Consider the following 16,396-nt stretch of genomic DNA (forward strand, 5'->3'; position numbering starts at 1 on the left):
GACCCTTCCCGGGAGCATTCATGTCCACCGTCACGTGGACCGAAAACGGAACCACCCGCACTGCCCGCTGGCATTCCGAAAACGGAACTCCACCGCCGGGCCGCATTGTCGTCGTCGATGACCGGCTGACCGCTGCCGCCGCGCTGCGTTTCGCGCGTGCTGGCACCGGAATGCTGTGGCGCGGCGATTTTCCCAACGCACGACAGCTCGTGCGTGCCATGGACCGACGGCTCCCGCAACGCGCGGGATCTTTCGCCGAGGTGCGCTCCGCTCGTTCACAACGCGCGACGCTGCTCGGAAAAGTCCTGGTCTCCGTGGAAGCTGACCATTCGCTTCAGCTCCGCCGAGCCCCCGACATCCAGGCCGCGTGCGAGCACGCGTTCGGCGGTTTGCCCGGCACGCTGCTCTCGTTGCGTGAGCTGCTCGGCGCCCTGAGCGCTTATCAATGGCAGCAGAAAGGCATCCAGATCAAGGCATTGGGCACGCGGGTGTATCCGTCGTACAGCGTGTTCGCGCCGACACGGAGCGAATACCTCGATCTCGTCGCGCAGGAACCGTTGCCGGGCAAGGAGTCTCCGGTCGTCTTCGATATCGGCACCGGCACCGGCGTGCTCGCCGCCATTCTCGCCCAGCGGGGCGCCGCCGAGGTGATCGCGACCGACCTCAACCCGCGCGCGGTGCGCTGTGCCCGGGACAATCTGCGCCGGCTCGGCCTTTCCGATCGGGTCCAGGTCCTCGAAGCCGACCTGTGGCCCTGCGACCGGCGCGCTGACCTGGTCGTCTGCAATCCGCCCTGGCTGCCGGGAACCCCGGTCTCCGCGCTGGAACTCGGGATCTACGACGCCTCGTCCGCCATGCTGCACCGGTTTCTCGACGGCCTGCCCGGGCATCTGACGCCGCGCGGCGAAGGCTGGCTGATCCTGTCGGACCTCGCCGAACATCTCGGTCTGCGGACCCGCGCCGAACTGCTCGACCGGATCTCCGCGGCCGGCCTCGCGGTCGCGGGACGTCGCGAAACCACGCCAAGGCACCGGCGCGCCACGGACAGTGCCGATCCGCTGCACGTCCACCGTTCCCGGGAACGCACGATCCTGCGGCGGCTGACCATGTCCAGAGCGTGACCCGGCGTTTCCACACTGGACTACACCAATCGAATATCCTCGCCGAAGACACGGGGAGGGACGATGCCCGTACCGGGTTTTGCCGTACCGCGCCGGGAATTCGTGCGGACGCTGCTGCATCGCGGCAGCCCGCCGGAGCGGCCGGACACCGGGGAGGACCTCGCCGAGGTCGGCGACGCGACGCTGGCGCGCGCCGCGCGGTACTGGGTCGTCGTGCCGGTCGCCTACCGGATCGCCGCGTTCGTGAAGGTGTTCATCGGGTTCGCCGCGGCCAACGGCAATATCGGATTGTTTCCGGTGCTGCCCGCGGCCGCGCTGGGCGTCGCGGCGAACGCCGGGTTCCTGTGGTGGCTGCTGCGCTCCGGCGGCCTGCCCGCGCGGCGCACGCGGCGGGTGCTCACCGCGGACCTCGGTGCGGGACTCGGGCTGAACCTGCTGATCGCGGTGCTCGCGCCGGACGCGGTGCAGCCGTTCGCGATCGACGTCACCTGGACGTGGCTGGTCGGCTCGGTCGCTATGTGGGCTGGGACGTCCGGGCTGCCCGCGGCGCTGCTGCTGCTCGCCGCGGCGGTCCCGGTACGCGTCCTGCTGACTCTGGCGGGCGGGCTGCGGCTGGACAATCCGCTCGCGCTCAGCCGGTCGATCGGCTGTCTGGTCGCGCTGGCGGTGTCGATCGTGGTGGCGTGCGGAATCCTGGTGCTGCTGGGCGTCGGCACCCGGTTCGCCCTCGACATCGGCCTGCGCCGCGGGCAAGAGGCCGAACGCAAGCGCACCCAGCGGCTGCTGCACGACAGCGTGCTGCAGACCCTGGAAGCACTCGCGATCGCCCCGTCCGACGACGCCGACCACGCCGCCGAACGGCTGGCCCAGCTGCGCTCGGTCGCGCACGCCGAGGCGGCCGAACTCCGCCGGAGCATCACCGAGCCGATCGAACCGCGCACGGGACGCAGCTTCGTGGTCGAACTCGCCGACGTCGCCGCCGAAATGGCCCGCGAAGGCCTGCGCACCCAGCTCGTAGCCGCCGACTTCGCCGACGACGACCGGCTTTCCGCTGACCGGCGCACCGCGATGTGCGAAGCCGTGCGGGAAGCACTGCGCAATACGGTGAAACATGCCGGGACGAGCCGGGTCGTGCTGCGGGTGGAGGAACGCGACGGCGGGACGGCGGTGGTCGCGCGGGACCAGGGCCGCGGCTTCGACGTGCGCGAACGGGGGCCGGGGTTCGGCATCCGGCAGTCGATCGAAGCCCGGCTGGCGGAGGTCGGGGGCACCGGGCAGGTGGAATCGACGCCGGGCAACGGGACCCGGGTGACACTGTGGGTGCCGCACTGAGGTCTTCTCAGACGTACGTGAGGGGGACCCGCATTGACTCAGCTTCCCTCAAGGTTCCCTTCACGTACGTTCTCCTCACGCAGGCAGCGGATTCTTCCCCGGCGGCAGGGAAACCGCTGCGCTTTCCGGAGCCGCTCTCTAGATTTACTGAATATTCAATTCCGCGCACCCGCTTGGTGTCACCAATTGCGGACAAAGAACCTCCCGCACATGCACCCCGTTCGTAGGTTCACATTCCGCCTCCGCGACGCCGATAATGGCGGGTCGGGGACCTTAAGGCCCAGCAGCGGGAGCGCTTGCATGGACACGCCGGACGAGGCACGCACGAATCGGATCGAGCGGAATCGCCGGATGCTCGAATCCTGGCGGGCGGGCGCGTCGATCACCGAGATCGCCAGGGAACACGGGCTGTCCCTGAGCTGGACCGGTCGCCTGCTGCGGCAGGAAGGCGCGGTGCTGCCGGAGATCCGCCAAGGCGTGCGCCGCGAACTCGATGTGCCGAGGATAGTCCGGGAATACGAATCCGGCGCGACTATCCAGAGCATCGCGGACGCGCATCGGGCGTCCTATGGCACGATCCGCCGCTTGCTGCTGCGGGAAAAAGTGGCCATCCGCCCACATGGCGGCCAAAACGCTCTCGATCGGCGCAAGCCCGGCACCCCTGGTCACTGATCATCACATCGGGGCGGGTGATTCCCGACTCGTTCCGGTTTCCTTTGCGCTCCGGAGCAGGTAGAGAGGAATAATCGGGGGTGCGGAATGACTGAAGCGCGGCCAGGGGCAGTGACGTCCGACAGACCCGTGCGGGCACCGGTCCAGCTCCCGCCCGCGCCCTCCGTGCTGCTCGGCCGCTCCGCGGAACTGCGGCGGCTGGACGACATCCGGCTCCGCTCCGATCCCGCCCCGTCCGTCGTCGTGCTCACCGGAGTCGGCGGGATCGGCAAAACAGCGCTCGCCCTGCACTGGCTGCACACCCACCGCGCCCAGTTCCCCGACGGCATCCTCTGCGCGCGATTTTCCGCCGAAGGCACCGAAACCGCGGAATCCGCGAGCGGGGTACTGCACGGTTTCCTTGCCGCACTGGGCATTCCCGCCGACGACATCCCCGCCTCGCTCGCCCAGCGGGCCGCCGAATTCCGTGCGGTGACCGCGGATCGCCGGTTCGCCGTGCTGCTCGACGACGTCGTGCACAGCGCCGACGCCCGCGCCGTGCTGCCGTCCAGCGCGCACGCGTTCGTGCTCGTCACCAGCCGGTCGCAGCTGACCAGTCTCGCACTGGACGGCGCGGAAATCCTTCCGCTGAGCCCGCTTCCGGACCAGCCTGCCCGAGAAGTGCTCGTCCGTGCCGGGCAACGGCAGATCAGCCAGGCCGACGCGAAAGACCTGCTGACCGCCTGTGCCGGCCTCCCGTTGGCGCTGGCCATCACCGGAGCCAGACTGCGCACCCGGCCAAGACGCAAGCCCCATCAGGAAGCCCGCCGGGGACGCGTCCGCCCGGTCGGAGATTTCCCCGCTCTCGCAACGGTTTTCGACGCCTCGTACGCCGCGCTCGACGATTCGGCGGCCCGCCTCTACCGAACCTGCGGCATCCTGCCCGGCCCGCACCACGCCGTCGACGCGCTCGCCGACACCCTGCAAAGCTCGCCCGCCCGCCTCGACGACGCCGTCGACGAACTGATCGAAGCCAACCTCCTCCACGAACTGGAGGACGAAACCGTGGCACAGCACGACGTCGTCCGCCACGACGCCCGCGTGCGCGCGGAACGCCAGGACGCCGAGACCGACCGGCGCTATCTCGTCCACCGGTACATCCGCTGGTACCGCGACCAAACCGTCACCGCGAGCGCGCTCATCCACCCGTTCCGCCCGAACTTCGCCGCCGAAACCGTTGCGGCGACGGGCTCTTTCGCCGACCGGGACCACGCGGTGAACTGGTGGCGCCGGGACCGGCCGGTCATCAACGCCGTCGCGAAAGCCGCCTCGGCACACGGCTGGGACGAGGAACTGTGGCAGCTCGCCGAAGCGTCGTGGGGATTCTTCCTGCACCACCGGGATTACGAACCGTTCCTCGAACTGTGCACGGCGGGGATCGAGGCGGCCCGGCGGTGCGAACAGCCACTGGTGGAAGCCCGGATGCACAGCCAGGCCGGGTTTGTCTGCGACCAGCTCGGCCGTTACGACGAAGCAGCCGCGCACAACGCCGTGACTCTCAAAATCGGCGAACGAGAGCAGCACGGCCCGACCCAGGCCTCCGCGCTGTCCCGGCTCGCCAGGAACGCGCGAAGGCAGCAAGACTGGGAAGCCGCGCTTGAGCTGTACGAGCGCAGCGCCCGGAAACACGCCGAGGCCGGGCTTCCCCGCGGCGTCGGCCAGGCCCGCTATCGGCGCGGCGAAGTCCTGATCAAGCTGGGCCGCGACGACGAAGCATTGCGCGAACTGGCCGAAGCCACCGTGATACTGGACGAAGAAGGCGACGTCGTCCAGCACGCGCGCGCGGTCATTTCGCTCGCCGCGATCCACGCCCGGCGGGGCGGCTACCGCCGGGCGCGCACCGAACTGCTGGAAGCGCTCGAAGACGTCAAACGCCTCCAGTCACCGCATTTCCAGGCCGAGATCCTCACCGCGCTCGCCGATCTCGAACGCGGCCACGGCGACGAGACAAGCGCCCAGCGCCATCTCGACGAGGCCCGCCGCCTCCGCGGGGATTCCGTCGAGCCGCCGCACTGACCACACCGCACCGCCCGGCCAGCACACCGCCGCGGCGATCGCTCCGGGCCACTCCGCCCGCAGTTCGTCGGCCTCCCCTCTGGGCGCGGCCCGCGTACTGCGCCGGACCACCACGTCCGCCTCGGCCGAGCACCGCGGCCCGGCGCGATCGACGTCGGCGACCAGCACCGGCAGTGTCCGCCGCCCCGGCAGCGCGAGCCGCACGCGCGCGACCCCGGTGCTCACGCGTCCCACCCGGGCAGCGGCCTGGGCATCGCCGGCAACGGCGGATACGCCAGCGTGCTCGGTTCGGACAGCTCCAGCAGCCGGTACATCGCCGACCGCAGGATTCCCGCCGAACAGTCGAGCCTCGTGCTCGCGACCGGCAGCACCTCCGCGGCAAGCCTCGGAGCCACGGCGATCGCGGCTTCTTCCTGGGCTTCGAGCGGCGCGTCCAGATCCAGCGGTTTGGCGTGCGCCCGCACGACGTCCGCGACGCTCCCGGCCTGCGGCCGCCCGTCCGGCAACGACGCGAGCGTCACCGGTTTCCCGATGGCCGCCGCGTAGCCCGTGGTGGAGCCGTGGTCGCCGATCACCCAGTCAGCCGCAATCATCGTCGCCTGCCATCCCTGCTCGGGCGGGATCACCCGCAGCCCCCGGCACCCGGCGAGCCAGGCCGCGACCTGACGCCGCCCGTGCACCGCCCAGACGTTCGGATGCAACACCGCCGCCACCGCGTACCGGTCGTCCGGCAGCGCGTTCGCGATCGCTTCGTACATCCGCGGGACGCGGCCGAACGCCGAGTCAGTGAACCAGGTCGAACTCAGCACCACCAGCCGCCGAGAGCCGACGCCCAGCGCCCGCCGGTACCGCTCCCGCTGCCCGCCCGCCGCCCGCATCCCGTCAAGGCAGAGGTCCCCGGCCACCACGGCCGCGGGCACCGCCTCCGGACAACGCTCGCGCAGTACTTCCACCTCCGCTTCGGTACCGAGGCCCAGCACCGCCGGAAGCACCCGCCCGCGAAACGTGAGCAACTCCCGGTCCAGCTCGGTCGTTTCGATCGTCGCACCGCCCGCTTTCCGGCTGAACCGGCGTCCGGGGACCTGCCCGACCCCGTGTCCGACCAGCATCAGCGGCCCGCGCACCTGGTCGAGATTCCGGTGACTGGCCGCCAAGACCAGATCGAACCGATGCGCCGCCGCCTGTTCCCACGGCAGCAGGAGGCCGTGCTGCGCCCGCACGTACTCCTCGACCCCGGCCCATCGGTCGGTGCTGTGCGGGACGGTGAACATCACCTGCACCCGCAAGTCCCGTTCGAGCAGCGAGAGCAGCTCGACCAGCCGCGTCCCCGCGGTCACGGTCGGAACGACCGCCAGCACGGTCCGGCAGCCCGGCCGCGTCACCCGCGACGCGGCGTCGAGACCGATCGGACCGCGTACCCACACGTCCTGCGCCATCTTCATCCCCTCCGTCCGGAAACCGACGAACCGAGGCTGCGGCGCGGTCCTGACCGGGGACTTCCCGTCGCTGGACACAAAGCGGACCGAAACCGGACAAGACAATTCCCCCGATGATCGTTATCCCGAAAGCGGTCGCCGATCCCCCGGATCAATGCGAAACTGGGCAATCGACGAGGGAGGGGCGTCGAATGGACTTCGCCTACGGAATTCTCGGGCAGCCTGCGGTGCGGATGCACGGGAAGATGAATGAGCAGTGGGGTCAGCGGCAAACCCGGAATATTCTCGGAATCCTGCTCACACGGCCGGGCCGGCGCTTTTCCCAGGACGCCCTCATCTCCTGGCTCTGGGACGACGACCTGCCGGGAAACCCGCAAGAAGCCCTGTACAAGGCGGTGCACCGGCTGCGTCCCGCCCTCGCCGACGCGGACGTTCCCGCCACCGTCGCACGGTCCGGCGACGGCTACTCGGTCGACCTCGACGAGGGTCTCGTGGACGTCGCCGCCTTTCGGAAAACAATGCGCAAAGCACACGAGGCGGCGCGCGACGATGATCATGAAGCAGCGTATGAATCAGCCTCCTCCGCGCTTTCCTTATGGCGCGATGAACCGCTGCCGGAGCTCCGCACCGAACGCGCGAACAATTGGCGCGAGGACAAAATAAAGTCCATGTTGCTTCCCGCGCGAGAATTCCTGACGAGCCAATTGCTGGTACTCGGCCGTCCCGACGAGGCCGCGGGATGGATGCAGGAACTGTCCCCCGAACACGCCGGCCGGCTGGCGTTCGTCAAGCTCCAGATCCGGATCTACTACGCGCTCGGGCAGTCCGAGCAGGCCCAGGCCCACTACCTCGACGCGCACCGCCGATTCCACGAAGCCGCAGACGACACCGCCAAGGTCTTGTTGCGCGCCTTCCACGACGAACTCCGGGACCGCCACGAAAACCCGCCCGCTCCGGCTGCCGCCCCGGTGCGCCGGGCCGCGCCGCCGTCGCATCCGCTCCCCCGCGACCTCCGCGGATTCATCAGCCGCACCCGCGCACTGGACACCCTCGACCAGTGGCTCCGGCCAGGCTCGCCGACCCGCTCACCCGCCGTCGTGCTCAGCGGCCCGCCCGGAATCGGCAAGACGAGCCTCGCGGTGCACTGGGCGCACCGCTGCGCGGACTGGTTCCCAGGCGGATCGATCTACCTCGACCTGCACGGCTTCGGCCCGGCACCGCGGCTCGAACCGTCCGACATCGTCGACCGGCTGCTGCAGGAACTCAGCTACCCAGTCGACCACGTGGTGGACGCGACAGCGCGCGCCGCGGTCCTGCGCCAGCAGCTGACCGACCGCTCCGTGCTGGTCATCCTCGACGACGCGGAGAACTCCGACCACGTCGACCAGTTGCTGAACGTGCTGTCCGAATGCGCGGTGATCGTCACCTCGCGCCGCCGCCTCAGCGCACTGGTCCGAAGGCACGAACTCGCCGAACTCAGCCTCGACCGCCTCAACGACCGCGACTCGCTGGAACTGTTCGTCCGACGCCTGCGCGGCCGAGGAGACCGGGAACCCGACGCGGCCCGCCGAATCGCCCACCTCTGCGACGGCTTGCCGCTGGCACTCACCTTGATCGCCGAGAGCGCCGCGCGCCGTCCGGGGCTGAGTCTCAGCACGATGCTCGACCAGTTGCGCGATCCGGAGATGCTGCTGAGCATCGGCGACGATGGCGACGACCAAAGCCTGCGCGCCGTGTTCTCCTCGTCGTACCGGATGCTCGAGCCTCCGAGCCAGGCCGTTTTCCGGCTCTTCGGGCACCATCCCGGCGCGGAAATCCACGTGGACACCCTGCTGTCCGCGGCCGGACGCCCCGCCTCGGAAACCCGGCGGGCGCTCGAAACCTTGGTCGCACTGCACTTGATCGACCAGCCCGGTGATACGGACCGCTACCGAATTGTCTCCATTTTCCATCGGTACGCCCAGACGCTGAGCGATCAAGACCACGACTCGCGGCCGTTGCGGCGCTTGCTGTCGCATTACTACAGCACCGCGTACCGCGCGCACCGGAAGGCGCACCCACACCGCGACCGCCCGCCGCAGCCCGACCCGGAACCTGGCATCCGCCCCACGGGGTTCACGACGCCGGACGCCGCAACGCAGTGGTTTTTGCGCGAGCGCACCAATATCGTCGCACTCACCGCACTGGCTCTGGAGCGCCATCATTTCGAAATAGCGTGCATGCTTCCCCATCTCATTGCTGATACCCTTGACAAGTATGGTTTTTACGACGAAATGAGCACCGGGTTCGCTATCGCGGCACGGGCCGCGCGGGCAAACCAGGATCCGCACGCGGAAGCGTCGACCCTGAACGATCTCGGCGAACTCAACCTCACGCTCAGCAACCACAAAACGGCCGAGCAAGCACTGACCCGAGCACTGGAACTCGCCACGGCCGAGGGGTCGCCCATCGGAGTGTTGACAATCAACATCAACTTCGCGCAGTTGTACCGGCACACCGGGCGTCCGGCCGAAGCGATCGCCCTCTTCCGCCGCTGCATCACGCACGCGCAACGCAACCGCGACCTGGTCCGCGAGGCGAAGGCAGAGCAGTATCTCGGCGAGACCCTCGCCGACCTCGACCAGTACGAAAAGGCGCTGCCGCACTACCACCGCGCACTCCACCTGCGAGCGCTCGCCGGCGACACCGCCGGACAGGCCACGACCTACACAACGCTCGCGGAACTCCATCTCCGAGAGGAAGAATTCGCGGTGGTGCACCGGCATTGCCTGCTGGCACAAGCCCAGATCGCCGGTGATCTCACCGCCACGATGCGACTGCGCACCGTGGAGGCCCGGCTCGCCGCGGCCGAACGAGACGACCGTGCCGCGCTGCGGTTGTCACAGGAAGCGGTCGAACTGGCCGAACGCGCCCACAACGCGACCGGCCAGGCCCGGGCGCTGGAAGCATTCGCCGAAATCCTTTACTCACGCGGGAATCATGAAGACGCTGTCGACGCGTGGCGGCGCGCCGCGGCCTTCTACCGAGGTCGCGGCAAGGACGCCAAAGCGGACCGCGTCGAAGAACGGCTTGCCGCGGCCCGGAATCCCCATGCGATTCCGCAGGCCAGGGACGGAGAACGCACTGTCGCCATGCCTGCGCCGCGGCGGTCCACCATCACGAATGGGTGAATCACTTCCAGCTACTAGATGAAGCCCCGATCCTGCGAGAGGATTCGCTCCGCTGGGTTGTCATCAAGTGCAGACACCACCCTCAGTAGAGTCGCTGACTCCGGGTTTCGTGCGGCACGATAGCTTGGCGCTGCAAGATCCATGTTGCTGGCCGGGAGCCCGTCCAGTCTCGCTTTTAGGAGTCATTGTTGATGCACTTCGCCTCGTCCTACGCCGAATATGCCCCGTGGATCGCAGCCTCCGCGGCAGCGATTTCGGCGTGGTGGCGTTGCTGATTCACAGCTGAATCCGGCGTTGGCGTTGCGCTTATTACGATTTCCGTAACCGCAACGCCAGCGCCGGGCAAGCCGCAGCAGCTCGCCGCGCCTCGGCCAGCAGCGATTCGGGCACCGGGCCCCCGTGTACTACCGGGTAACCCCATTCGTCCACAGTGATCAGCTCCGGCAGCACGTCCGCGCACAAACCGTGCGCACGGCAGGCGATCGGGTCCACCGTCAGGCGGCTCATGCCGCACCTGCCGTGATCCGGCACGAGCCAACCGTCAGGTGCGCGCGGACATCGGCGGCGAAGACTCGTAGTGCGCTCGCGGCCAGGCGGACGGCTCCGTCCGGGTGTGCGCACGCGCCGCGTCCACTGAGGAGCGGGAGGCGGTGCGCAAGGCGGCCGGTCGCGTCCCTTCCGGACAGCAGGTCGGCGAAATCCGCGGCGATGGCCGGGAGTCCGAACATGCACGGTCCACATTGGCGGGCCGATTCTCCCGCCAGGGCAAAGAGAATATTCCGAGTCAGCTCGAGGCCGCAGTTCGGTTCCGGGAGCAGGTGGAGCGAAGACAAGCCCGGCTCGCGACCGAGGGGCAACGGGTCGGCCAAGGCGCGAGGCATCCAGGTACCGCCATAGCCGCCGATCAGGACTGCTCGCGCGGTAACGGATCCGCCGGCGCGGGCGAGGATCGCGGAGATCGGCGTGTCGGCTGGCACTTCCAGCACCCCGGGGCGGGCGACGGCTCCGGTGACGGTGACCAGGTCAGTGTGGACAGAGCGGTCCGCGCCGGTTCGGGCGACGATCGCGAAGCGGGCCAAGGTTTCGACATTGTGGACCAGCGTCGGGCGTCCGCGCAGGCCGCGTTCGGTCGGGCGGGGGAATTTGCCGGTCGGACGAGCATCGCCGGTGGCCAGGAAATGCACTAGCGCGGTTTCTTCGCTGGCGACGTATCGCGGCGGGACTGCAACGACCTTCACCGGCACGGCGTCGCGCCGCTCGGCTAGAGCGGCCATTACGCTTCGGTTTCCCTCGTGCAGGCAGAGGTAAGCCTCGGTAGCGCCGACGGCACGAGCGGCGACCTGGATACCGTCCAGCACGAGGTGTGGCGCGAGTTCCAGGAGGGCGCGATCTTTGCTGCTGAATGGATCGCTTTCGCAGCCATTCGCGACCACAATGGACCGTCCCGGTGAGACAGAGCGCAGTTTCGCCGCAGCGGGGAAGCCAGCGCCGCCTCGGCCGCGGATACCGGCGGCGTCGATTGCGTGGATCAAGACGTCGCGATCCAGAACGGGAAGTCTGCCGTGGACGGACAGGTGGGCGGCAAGGTTGTTACGGTGCAAGGGAAGCACGAGTCACCTCTGAAGGGGAGAGAGGCGGCGGGCCTCGATGTCGGGGCTGGTACTGCCGAACCGCACGCTCGCGGCAGCCAAAACAGCGACCAGGCAAACGATGTCGAGCGCGATGAGCAACGGGCGTGCGCTGTCGGAAGCGACCAGGCCGACGCTGTGCGCGAGCGCGACCGGCCAGCACAGGTAGGCGAGCCAGTGCACGGCGCGCCACAACCGCGGCGGGATGCGAGTCCGCAGCAGGCTCGTCACGACGATGGCGAGCAGCAGATCCACTGCTACCGCACCGATGCCGATCCAGAACGGTTCGTAGCTTGAGACGAACGGGACGACGACGGAGAGCCAATTGAGGTCCACATAGCCGTCGACGACCGCGAAAACGATGTGGGCGCCCAAAAAGACGAGGCTGGCCAGGGCGAGGTTCCGGTGCAGATCGGCGAGGGCGAAGCGGGGCCAGCGCCGGGTCGCGAATCGGCCGGAGTTGAGGAAACCGAGTGCCACCACGGCCGTCGAGAACACCAGCGAGACGATTCCGGTGGCGCGGCTGAAGTACCAGAGCGCGGAACTCATGACGCACGCTCCCGGCGATCCTCCGGCCAACCGGCAGTAGTCCGGACAGCGCCGCGCGAACTCGCCAATCGCGCGGGCAATCCCCGCGACCTCAGCCAGTCCAACGCGGCAACGCCCAATACGACCGACGCCGTGCTCGCCGTGTTGGCGTCCACACAGGACTCAGCTGCTACCGATACCGTCCGCCAGCACGGATCCGCCGATTCGCCGGTGCGCGGGTCGACGATGTGGTGCACCACGCGACCACCGCGTCGCCAGGTTCGCCGAGCGACGCCGGAGGTCGCCAAACCGCCGCTGGCGAGCGTGATCGTCGTGTCCGGGTGGGCGACCGAATCGGTGTGGTCGTCACCGATCGCTACCTTCCAGCCGCCTGCCGGGGCGGGGCCCGCCACCGCGAGATCGCCGCCGAGGTTCACTAGCACGCCGCAGCCGGTGCGGTGGGCGATTTCGGCGGCGGTCCGGTCCGCGGCGAACGCTTTCGCGGTCGCGCCCAAGTCCAGCAGCACGCCGCGCGGCAGCACGACGATTCGGCGGGCCGGTTCGAACAGCACCCAATGCGAACCCGGCGCGGGGACTGGCGTCGCAGCGGGGCCGTCGGCGATCTCGGCGAAATCGCGGTCGTAGCCGAGTGCTGCCATCGACCCGCCGACCGTCGGATCGACCAAACCGCCGCTCAGCCACGAAGCCCGCAAAGCGGCCGACAGCGCGTCGGCGAGCAGGGGGCTCACCTCAACCTCCCGGCCCGCGGCGCGGTGGAGGGCCGAAATTTCCGAATCCGTCCGGAAACGGCTGCATGCCCGATCGAGTTCGGCGAGCCGCGTCCGCAACAGTTCGGTCGCCGGGCCGAGCGCGGCCTCCTCGGTGACGAGCACCCGTGCGGTCGTGCCGAGCGCCGGAAACGCCGCCGAGTACGGCCCGGTCACGACGCGCCCGATCCGGTGTGGGCGTGCCCGGAGCCCGATCCGGGATCCTGCGCGGGCACCTGCAACTGGTCCTGGCCAGAGGTGCTCGATCCAGTCCCGCTGTCGGTCGAGGCGGTGCCGTTGCCGGTCGACGTCGTGCCGCCGGTCGAGCCGGCCGCGGTCAGTCCGTATCCGATGCCGCCTGCCGCCGCGACTCCGAGCACTGCCGCGACCGCCGTGACGACCGCGGTCCGGTGCCGGACGCGCGTCCGTTCCTCTTGCCTTCTCCTGATGTCCGGGTCCATGCCAGGTGTCCTCTCCGGTGGTGGGAACACCCAGTCTCAGCCGCGAATCTATGAGTCCGCTGGGAGCGACCTGTCAGTTTGCTGCCAGTCACTACACTCCGCGCATGAGCACGGTCCTCGCGTGGGCGACGCTGGCGGTGTGGGCCGGGCTCGCGTTGTGCCACAGCTGGTTCTGGCGCACCGACCAGCGGCTGCCCGAACTGGTCCGGCCGGAGCGCTGGCCGTCCGTCGCCATCGTGGTACCAGCCCGCGACGAGGCCGGACTGCTTCCGGAAACCCTGCCCACGCTGCTGCGCCAGAGCTATCCGGGCGACGCGCGAGTCATCTTCGTGGACGACGGAAGCAGCGACGGCACCGCGGAAGTCGCCCGCTCGCTGACCGTCCCCAATGGACTCCCGCTCACCGTCACGAGCCCCGGCGAACCGCCGGACGGCTGGACCGGGAAACTCTGGGCCGTCGCACACGGCGTCCGCGAAGCCGGAGACGTCGACTTCCTGCTCCTGACCGACGCTGACATCGCACACGCCCCCGATTCGCTGGAAGCTCTCGTCGCGACCAGCGGCAGGGACTTGGTGTCGCAAATGGCCGTTCTGCGCACCGAGACGTTCTGGGAACGGCTGATCGTGCCCGCTTTCGTCTATTTCTTCGCGATGCTCTACCCCTTCCGCCGCGTGAACTCCGCGCGCTGGCGCACCGCCGCCGCGGCCGGCGGTTGCGTCCTCGTCCGCCGCACAGCGCTCGAACGCGCCGGCGGAATCGCCGCGATCCGCAGCGCGGTCATCGACGACGTCGCGCTCGCCCGCGCAGTCGCGCGGGCGTCTCCACAGGGAGGCCGGATATGGCTGGGCTACGCGTCGAAGGTCTGGAGTGTCCGGCCGTACCCGCGGCTCGCGGACCTGTGGCAGATGGTCGCCCGCAGCGCCTACACCCAGCTCCGGCATTCGCCGCTGCTGCTGGCCGGGACTGTTGTCGGGATGATCGTCGTTTTCCTCGCCCCGCCGGTGCTCGCCCTGACCGGCTCGTGGCAGGCCGCCGTCGCCTGGCTGCTGATGGCCGCGACGTTCGTCCCGGTCGCCCGGTATTACCGGCAACCCCTGGCCGCGGGGCTGATGCTGCCGTTCACCGCGGCGCTCTACACCTTGATGACGATCGACTCCGCTCGGCGCCGGACGGGGTGGAAGGGCCGCACGTACTGAGCAGCTGGCTGACCGAAAATGTGGCATCCTCTCGATATGACGTCGACCCGAAGGGGCAATGCCTCGTAGGAAGCCCGGCGCGATACGCGCCGCCCAACCCGAAGCCCGCGATCTGTGGGCCGAATGCGTTTCCCCGGCACTCGACCGGTATCAGCGCTTCCTGCGCCAGCCTGGCCGCTGGCTGTATGTTCCGTGGACCGATTGTCCGTGCTGCGATCCGGTCGAAGCCCGCGACGAACTGGAGCTCGCCCTGCGAGCCCTCCCTTTCCGCGCACGGGCGGAGCTGCGTCGAGTCCTCGCTCCTCTCGACGCCGAGTTCAGGCGAAGAACCCTGCCCGACCCGGCAGCGAGTTCCCTCAGCCTCTGGCATGCCGCTGCGTGGTGGCGGCAGCGGCTGCAAGAGCGGTGAAAGAGCCATCGCAGAACCCGGGAGAGCGAGTTCACACCACCCAGTGATGCACGTTCATACACAGTCGTGCATAATCATTCCTATGTCCAAGGTGCTCACTTCCCTTCCCGTCGGCGAGCGGGTCGGCATCGCGTTCTCCGGCGGCCTCGACACGTCCGTGGCGGTGGCGTGGATGCGCGACAAGGGTGCGGTTCCGTGCACCTACACCGCCGACATCGGCCAGTACGACGAACCCGACATCGCCTCCGTCCCCGGCCGCGCGCACGCCTACGGGGCGGAGCTCGCGCGGCTGGTCGACTGCAAGGAAGCCCTCGTCGAAGAGGGGCTCGCCGCGCTGACCTGCGGGGCCTTCCACATCCGCACCGGCGGCCGGGCCTACTTCAACACCACCCCGCTCGGCCGCGCGGTCACCGGCACCCTGCTGGTGCGCGCGATGCTGGAGGACAACGTCCAGATCTGGGGCGACGGCTCCACCTACAAGGGCAACGACATCGAGCGGTTCTACCGCTACGGCCTGCTGGCCAACCCGGGCCTGCGGATCTACAAGCCGTGGCTCGACGCGGCGTTCGTCGGCGAGCTCGGCGGCCGCAAGGAGATGTCGGAGTGGCTGCAGGCGCACGACCTGCCCTACCGCGACAGCACCGAGAAGGCCTACTCCACCGACGCCAACATCTGGGGCGCCACGCACGAGGCGAAGTCGCTGGAGCACCTCGACACCGGCATCGAGATCGTCGAGCCGATCATGGGCGTGCGGTTCTGGGACCCGGAAGTCGAGATCGCGACCGAGGACGTCACGATCGGCTTCGAGCAGGGCCGTCCGGTGAGCATCAACGGCAAGGAGTTCGGCACCTCGGTCGAGCTGGTGCTGGAGGCCAACGCGATCGGCGGGCGGCACGGGCTCGGCATGTCCGACCAGATCGAGAACCGGATCATCGAGGCCAAGAGCCGCGGCATCTACGAGGCCCCGGGCATGGCGCTGCTGCACGCGGCTTACGAGCGGCTGGTCAACGCGGTGCACAACGAGGACACCATCGCCAGCTACCACAACGAGGGCCGCAGGCTCGGCAGGCTGATGTACGAGGGCCGCTGGCTGGACCCGCAGGCGATGATGCTGCGCGAATCGCTGCAGCGCTGGGTCGGCACCGCGATCACCGGCGAGGTCACGCTGCGGCTGCGGCGCGGCGAGGACTACTCGATCCTCGACACGTCCGGCCCGGCGTTCAGCTACCACCCGGACAAGCTGTCGATGGAGCGCACCGAGGACTCCGCGTTCGGCCCGGTCGACCGGATCGGCCAGCTGACCATGCGGAACCTCGACATCGCCGACTCGCGCGCCAAGCTGGAGCAGTACGCGAGCCTCGGCATGGTCGGCGGCAACTCGCACCCGAAGCTGATCGGCGCCGCGCAGGCGGCCTCGACCGGCCTGATCGGCGCGATGCCGGAAGGCGGCGCGGAGACGATCGCGTCCCGCGGCCGGGCCGACGACGTCGAACTGCTCGACCGCGCCGCGATGGAATCCGGCACGGACTGAGGCTTTTCTCCCGCGGATGCCCGCGCCGGCTCACCGGCGCGGGCATTCTCTCTATACCAGCGACTGAACCCCGCTAACGTCTCTATATTC

13 protein-coding genes are annotated in these 16,396 nt (G+C 69.1%); 7 read left to right on the forward strand and 6 right to left on the reverse strand.

Translation table 11 applies throughout. From position 1 onward, the window contains the following. Nucleotides 1–20 precede the first annotated feature (20 nt). From L3Q65_RS26090 to L3Q65_RS26105, 4 genes are all read left to right on the forward strand, one after another. Nucleotides 21–1,121 (forward strand): class I SAM-dependent methyltransferase, encoded by a 1,101-nt coding sequence (locus tag L3Q65_RS26090; protein WP_237596909.1) that lies wholly within the window; start codon nucleotides 21–23, stop codon nucleotides 1,119–1,121. A gap of 63 nt (nucleotides 1,122–1,184) precedes the next feature. After that, nucleotides 1,185–2,453, forward strand: a complete 1,269-nt coding sequence (locus tag L3Q65_RS26095; protein WP_237596910.1) for a sensor histidine kinase — start codon at nucleotides 1,185–1,187, stop codon at nucleotides 2,451–2,453. Nucleotides 2,454–2,753: 300 nt separating this feature from the next. After that, nucleotides 2,754–3,125, forward strand: a complete 372-nt coding sequence (locus L3Q65_RS26100) for a hypothetical protein (RefSeq protein ID WP_237596911.1) — start codon at nucleotides 2,754–2,756, stop codon at nucleotides 3,123–3,125. A gap of 87 nt (nucleotides 3,126–3,212) precedes the next feature. Continuing rightward, nucleotides 3,213–5,180, forward strand: coding sequence for a tetratricopeptide repeat protein (locus tag L3Q65_RS26105; protein ID WP_237596912.1), 1,968 nt, complete (start codon nucleotides 3,213–3,215; stop codon nucleotides 5,178–5,180). Between the two features lie 221 nt (nucleotides 5,181–5,401). On the opposite strand, the gene L3Q65_RS26110 is transcribed toward L3Q65_RS26105, so the two are convergent. Then, complete coding sequence (locus L3Q65_RS26110) at nucleotides 5,402–6,616, reverse strand: hypothetical protein (RefSeq protein ID WP_182891281.1); 1,215 nt, start codon at nucleotides 6,614–6,616, stop codon at nucleotides 5,402–5,404. A 191-nt stretch (nucleotides 6,617–6,807) separates the two neighbouring features. Here L3Q65_RS26110 and L3Q65_RS26115 point away from each other — a divergent pair, with 191 nt between their 5' ends. Further along, the gene (locus L3Q65_RS26115) at nucleotides 6,808–9,786 is read left to right on the forward strand and encodes a tetratricopeptide repeat protein (protein ID WP_182891280.1); all 2,979 of its coding nucleotides are present in this window, start codon (nucleotides 6,808–6,810) and stop codon (nucleotides 9,784–9,786) included. 309 nt (nucleotides 9,787–10,095) lie between these two features. On the opposite strand, the gene L3Q65_RS26120 is transcribed toward L3Q65_RS26115, so the two are convergent. The 5 genes from L3Q65_RS26120 to L3Q65_RS26140 are packed head-to-tail and all read right to left on the reverse strand — an operon-like array spanning nucleotide 10,096 to nucleotide 13,170. After that, on the reverse strand, nucleotides 10,096–10,293 hold the full coding sequence (locus L3Q65_RS26120; RefSeq protein ID WP_237596913.1) for a ferredoxin: 198 nt from the start codon (nucleotides 10,291–10,293) through the stop codon (nucleotides 10,096–10,098). Beyond that, a complete protein-coding gene (locus L3Q65_RS26125; RefSeq protein WP_237596914.1) occupies nucleotides 10,290–11,396 on the reverse strand; it encodes an NADH-ubiquinone oxidoreductase-F iron-sulfur binding region domain-containing protein in 1,107 nt (368 codons plus the stop codon). Before L3Q65_RS26125 ends, L3Q65_RS26120 begins: the two co-directional genes overlap by 4 nt. A gap of 3 nt (nucleotides 11,397–11,399) precedes the next feature. Next, complete coding sequence (locus L3Q65_RS26130; protein ID WP_237596915.1) at nucleotides 11,400–11,963, reverse strand: ferric reductase-like transmembrane domain-containing protein; 564 nt, start codon at nucleotides 11,961–11,963, stop codon at nucleotides 11,400–11,402. Then, on the reverse strand, nucleotides 11,960–12,886 hold the full coding sequence (locus L3Q65_RS26135; RefSeq protein ID WP_237596916.1) for an FAD:protein FMN transferase: 927 nt from the start codon (nucleotides 12,884–12,886) through the stop codon (nucleotides 11,960–11,962). The genes L3Q65_RS26130 and L3Q65_RS26135 overlap by 4 nt, the downstream gene beginning before the upstream one ends. Next, a complete protein-coding gene (locus L3Q65_RS26140; protein WP_182891275.1) occupies nucleotides 12,883–13,170 on the reverse strand; it encodes a hypothetical protein in 288 nt (95 codons plus the stop codon). The genes L3Q65_RS26135 and L3Q65_RS26140 overlap by 4 nt, the downstream gene beginning before the upstream one ends. Before the next feature lie 104 nt (nucleotides 13,171–13,274). Between L3Q65_RS26140 and L3Q65_RS26145 the strand changes: the two genes are divergently transcribed. Further along, nucleotides 13,275–14,366 carry a glycosyltransferase gene (locus L3Q65_RS26145; protein ID WP_237596917.1) on the forward strand — a complete coding sequence of 364 codons (1,092 nt, stop codon included), beginning with the start codon at nucleotides 13,275–13,277 and terminating at the stop codon, nucleotides 14,364–14,366. 491 nt (nucleotides 14,367–14,857) lie between these two features. Then, the gene (gene argG / locus L3Q65_RS26150; RefSeq protein ID WP_182891273.1) at nucleotides 14,858–16,306 is read left to right on the forward strand and encodes an argininosuccinate synthase; all 1,449 of its coding nucleotides are present in this window, start codon (nucleotides 14,858–14,860) and stop codon (nucleotides 16,304–16,306) included. The last annotated feature ends 90 nt before the right edge of the window (nucleotides 16,307–16,396 follow it).

Origin of the sequence: Amycolatopsis sp. FU40 (genome assembly GCF_021903635.1) — a bacterium.
GTDB classification, from domain to species: Bacteria; Actinomycetota; Actinomycetes; order Mycobacteriales; family Pseudonocardiaceae; genus Amycolatopsis; species Amycolatopsis dendrobii.

Coding starts and splice junctions, on each gene's coding strand:
- argG (WP_182891273.1), top strand. CDS start 14,858: ATGTCCAAGGTGCTCACTTCCCTTCCCGTCGGCGAGCGGGTCGGCATC.
- L3Q65_RS26140 (WP_182891275.1), bottom strand. CDS start 13,170: ATGGACCCGGACATCAGGAGAAGGCAAGAGGAACGGACGCGCGTCCGG.
- L3Q65_RS26145 (WP_237596917.1), top strand. CDS start 13,275: ATGAGCACGGTCCTCGCGTGGGCGACGCTGGCGGTGTGGGCCGGGCTC.
- L3Q65_RS26110 (WP_182891281.1), bottom strand. CDS start 6,616: ATGGCGCAGGACGTGTGGGTACGCGGTCCGATCGGTCTCGACGCCGCG.
- L3Q65_RS26115 (WP_182891280.1), top strand. CDS start 6,808: ATGGACTTCGCCTACGGAATTCTCGGGCAGCCTGCGGTGCGGATGCAC.
- L3Q65_RS26090 (WP_237596909.1), top strand. CDS start 21: ATGTCCACCGTCACGTGGACCGAAAACGGAACCACCCGCACTGCCCGC.
- L3Q65_RS26095 (WP_237596910.1), top strand. CDS start 1,185: ATGCCCGTACCGGGTTTTGCCGTACCGCGCCGGGAATTCGTGCGGACG.
- L3Q65_RS26120 (WP_237596913.1), bottom strand. CDS start 10,293: ATGAGCCGCCTGACGGTGGACCCGATCGCCTGCCGTGCGCACGGTTTG.
- L3Q65_RS26105 (WP_237596912.1), top strand. CDS start 3,213: ATGACTGAAGCGCGGCCAGGGGCAGTGACGTCCGACAGACCCGTGCGG.
- L3Q65_RS26130 (WP_237596915.1), bottom strand. CDS start 11,963: ATGAGTTCCGCGCTCTGGTACTTCAGCCGCGCCACCGGAATCGTCTCG.
- L3Q65_RS26100 (WP_237596911.1), top strand. CDS start 2,754: ATGGACACGCCGGACGAGGCACGCACGAATCGGATCGAGCGGAATCGC.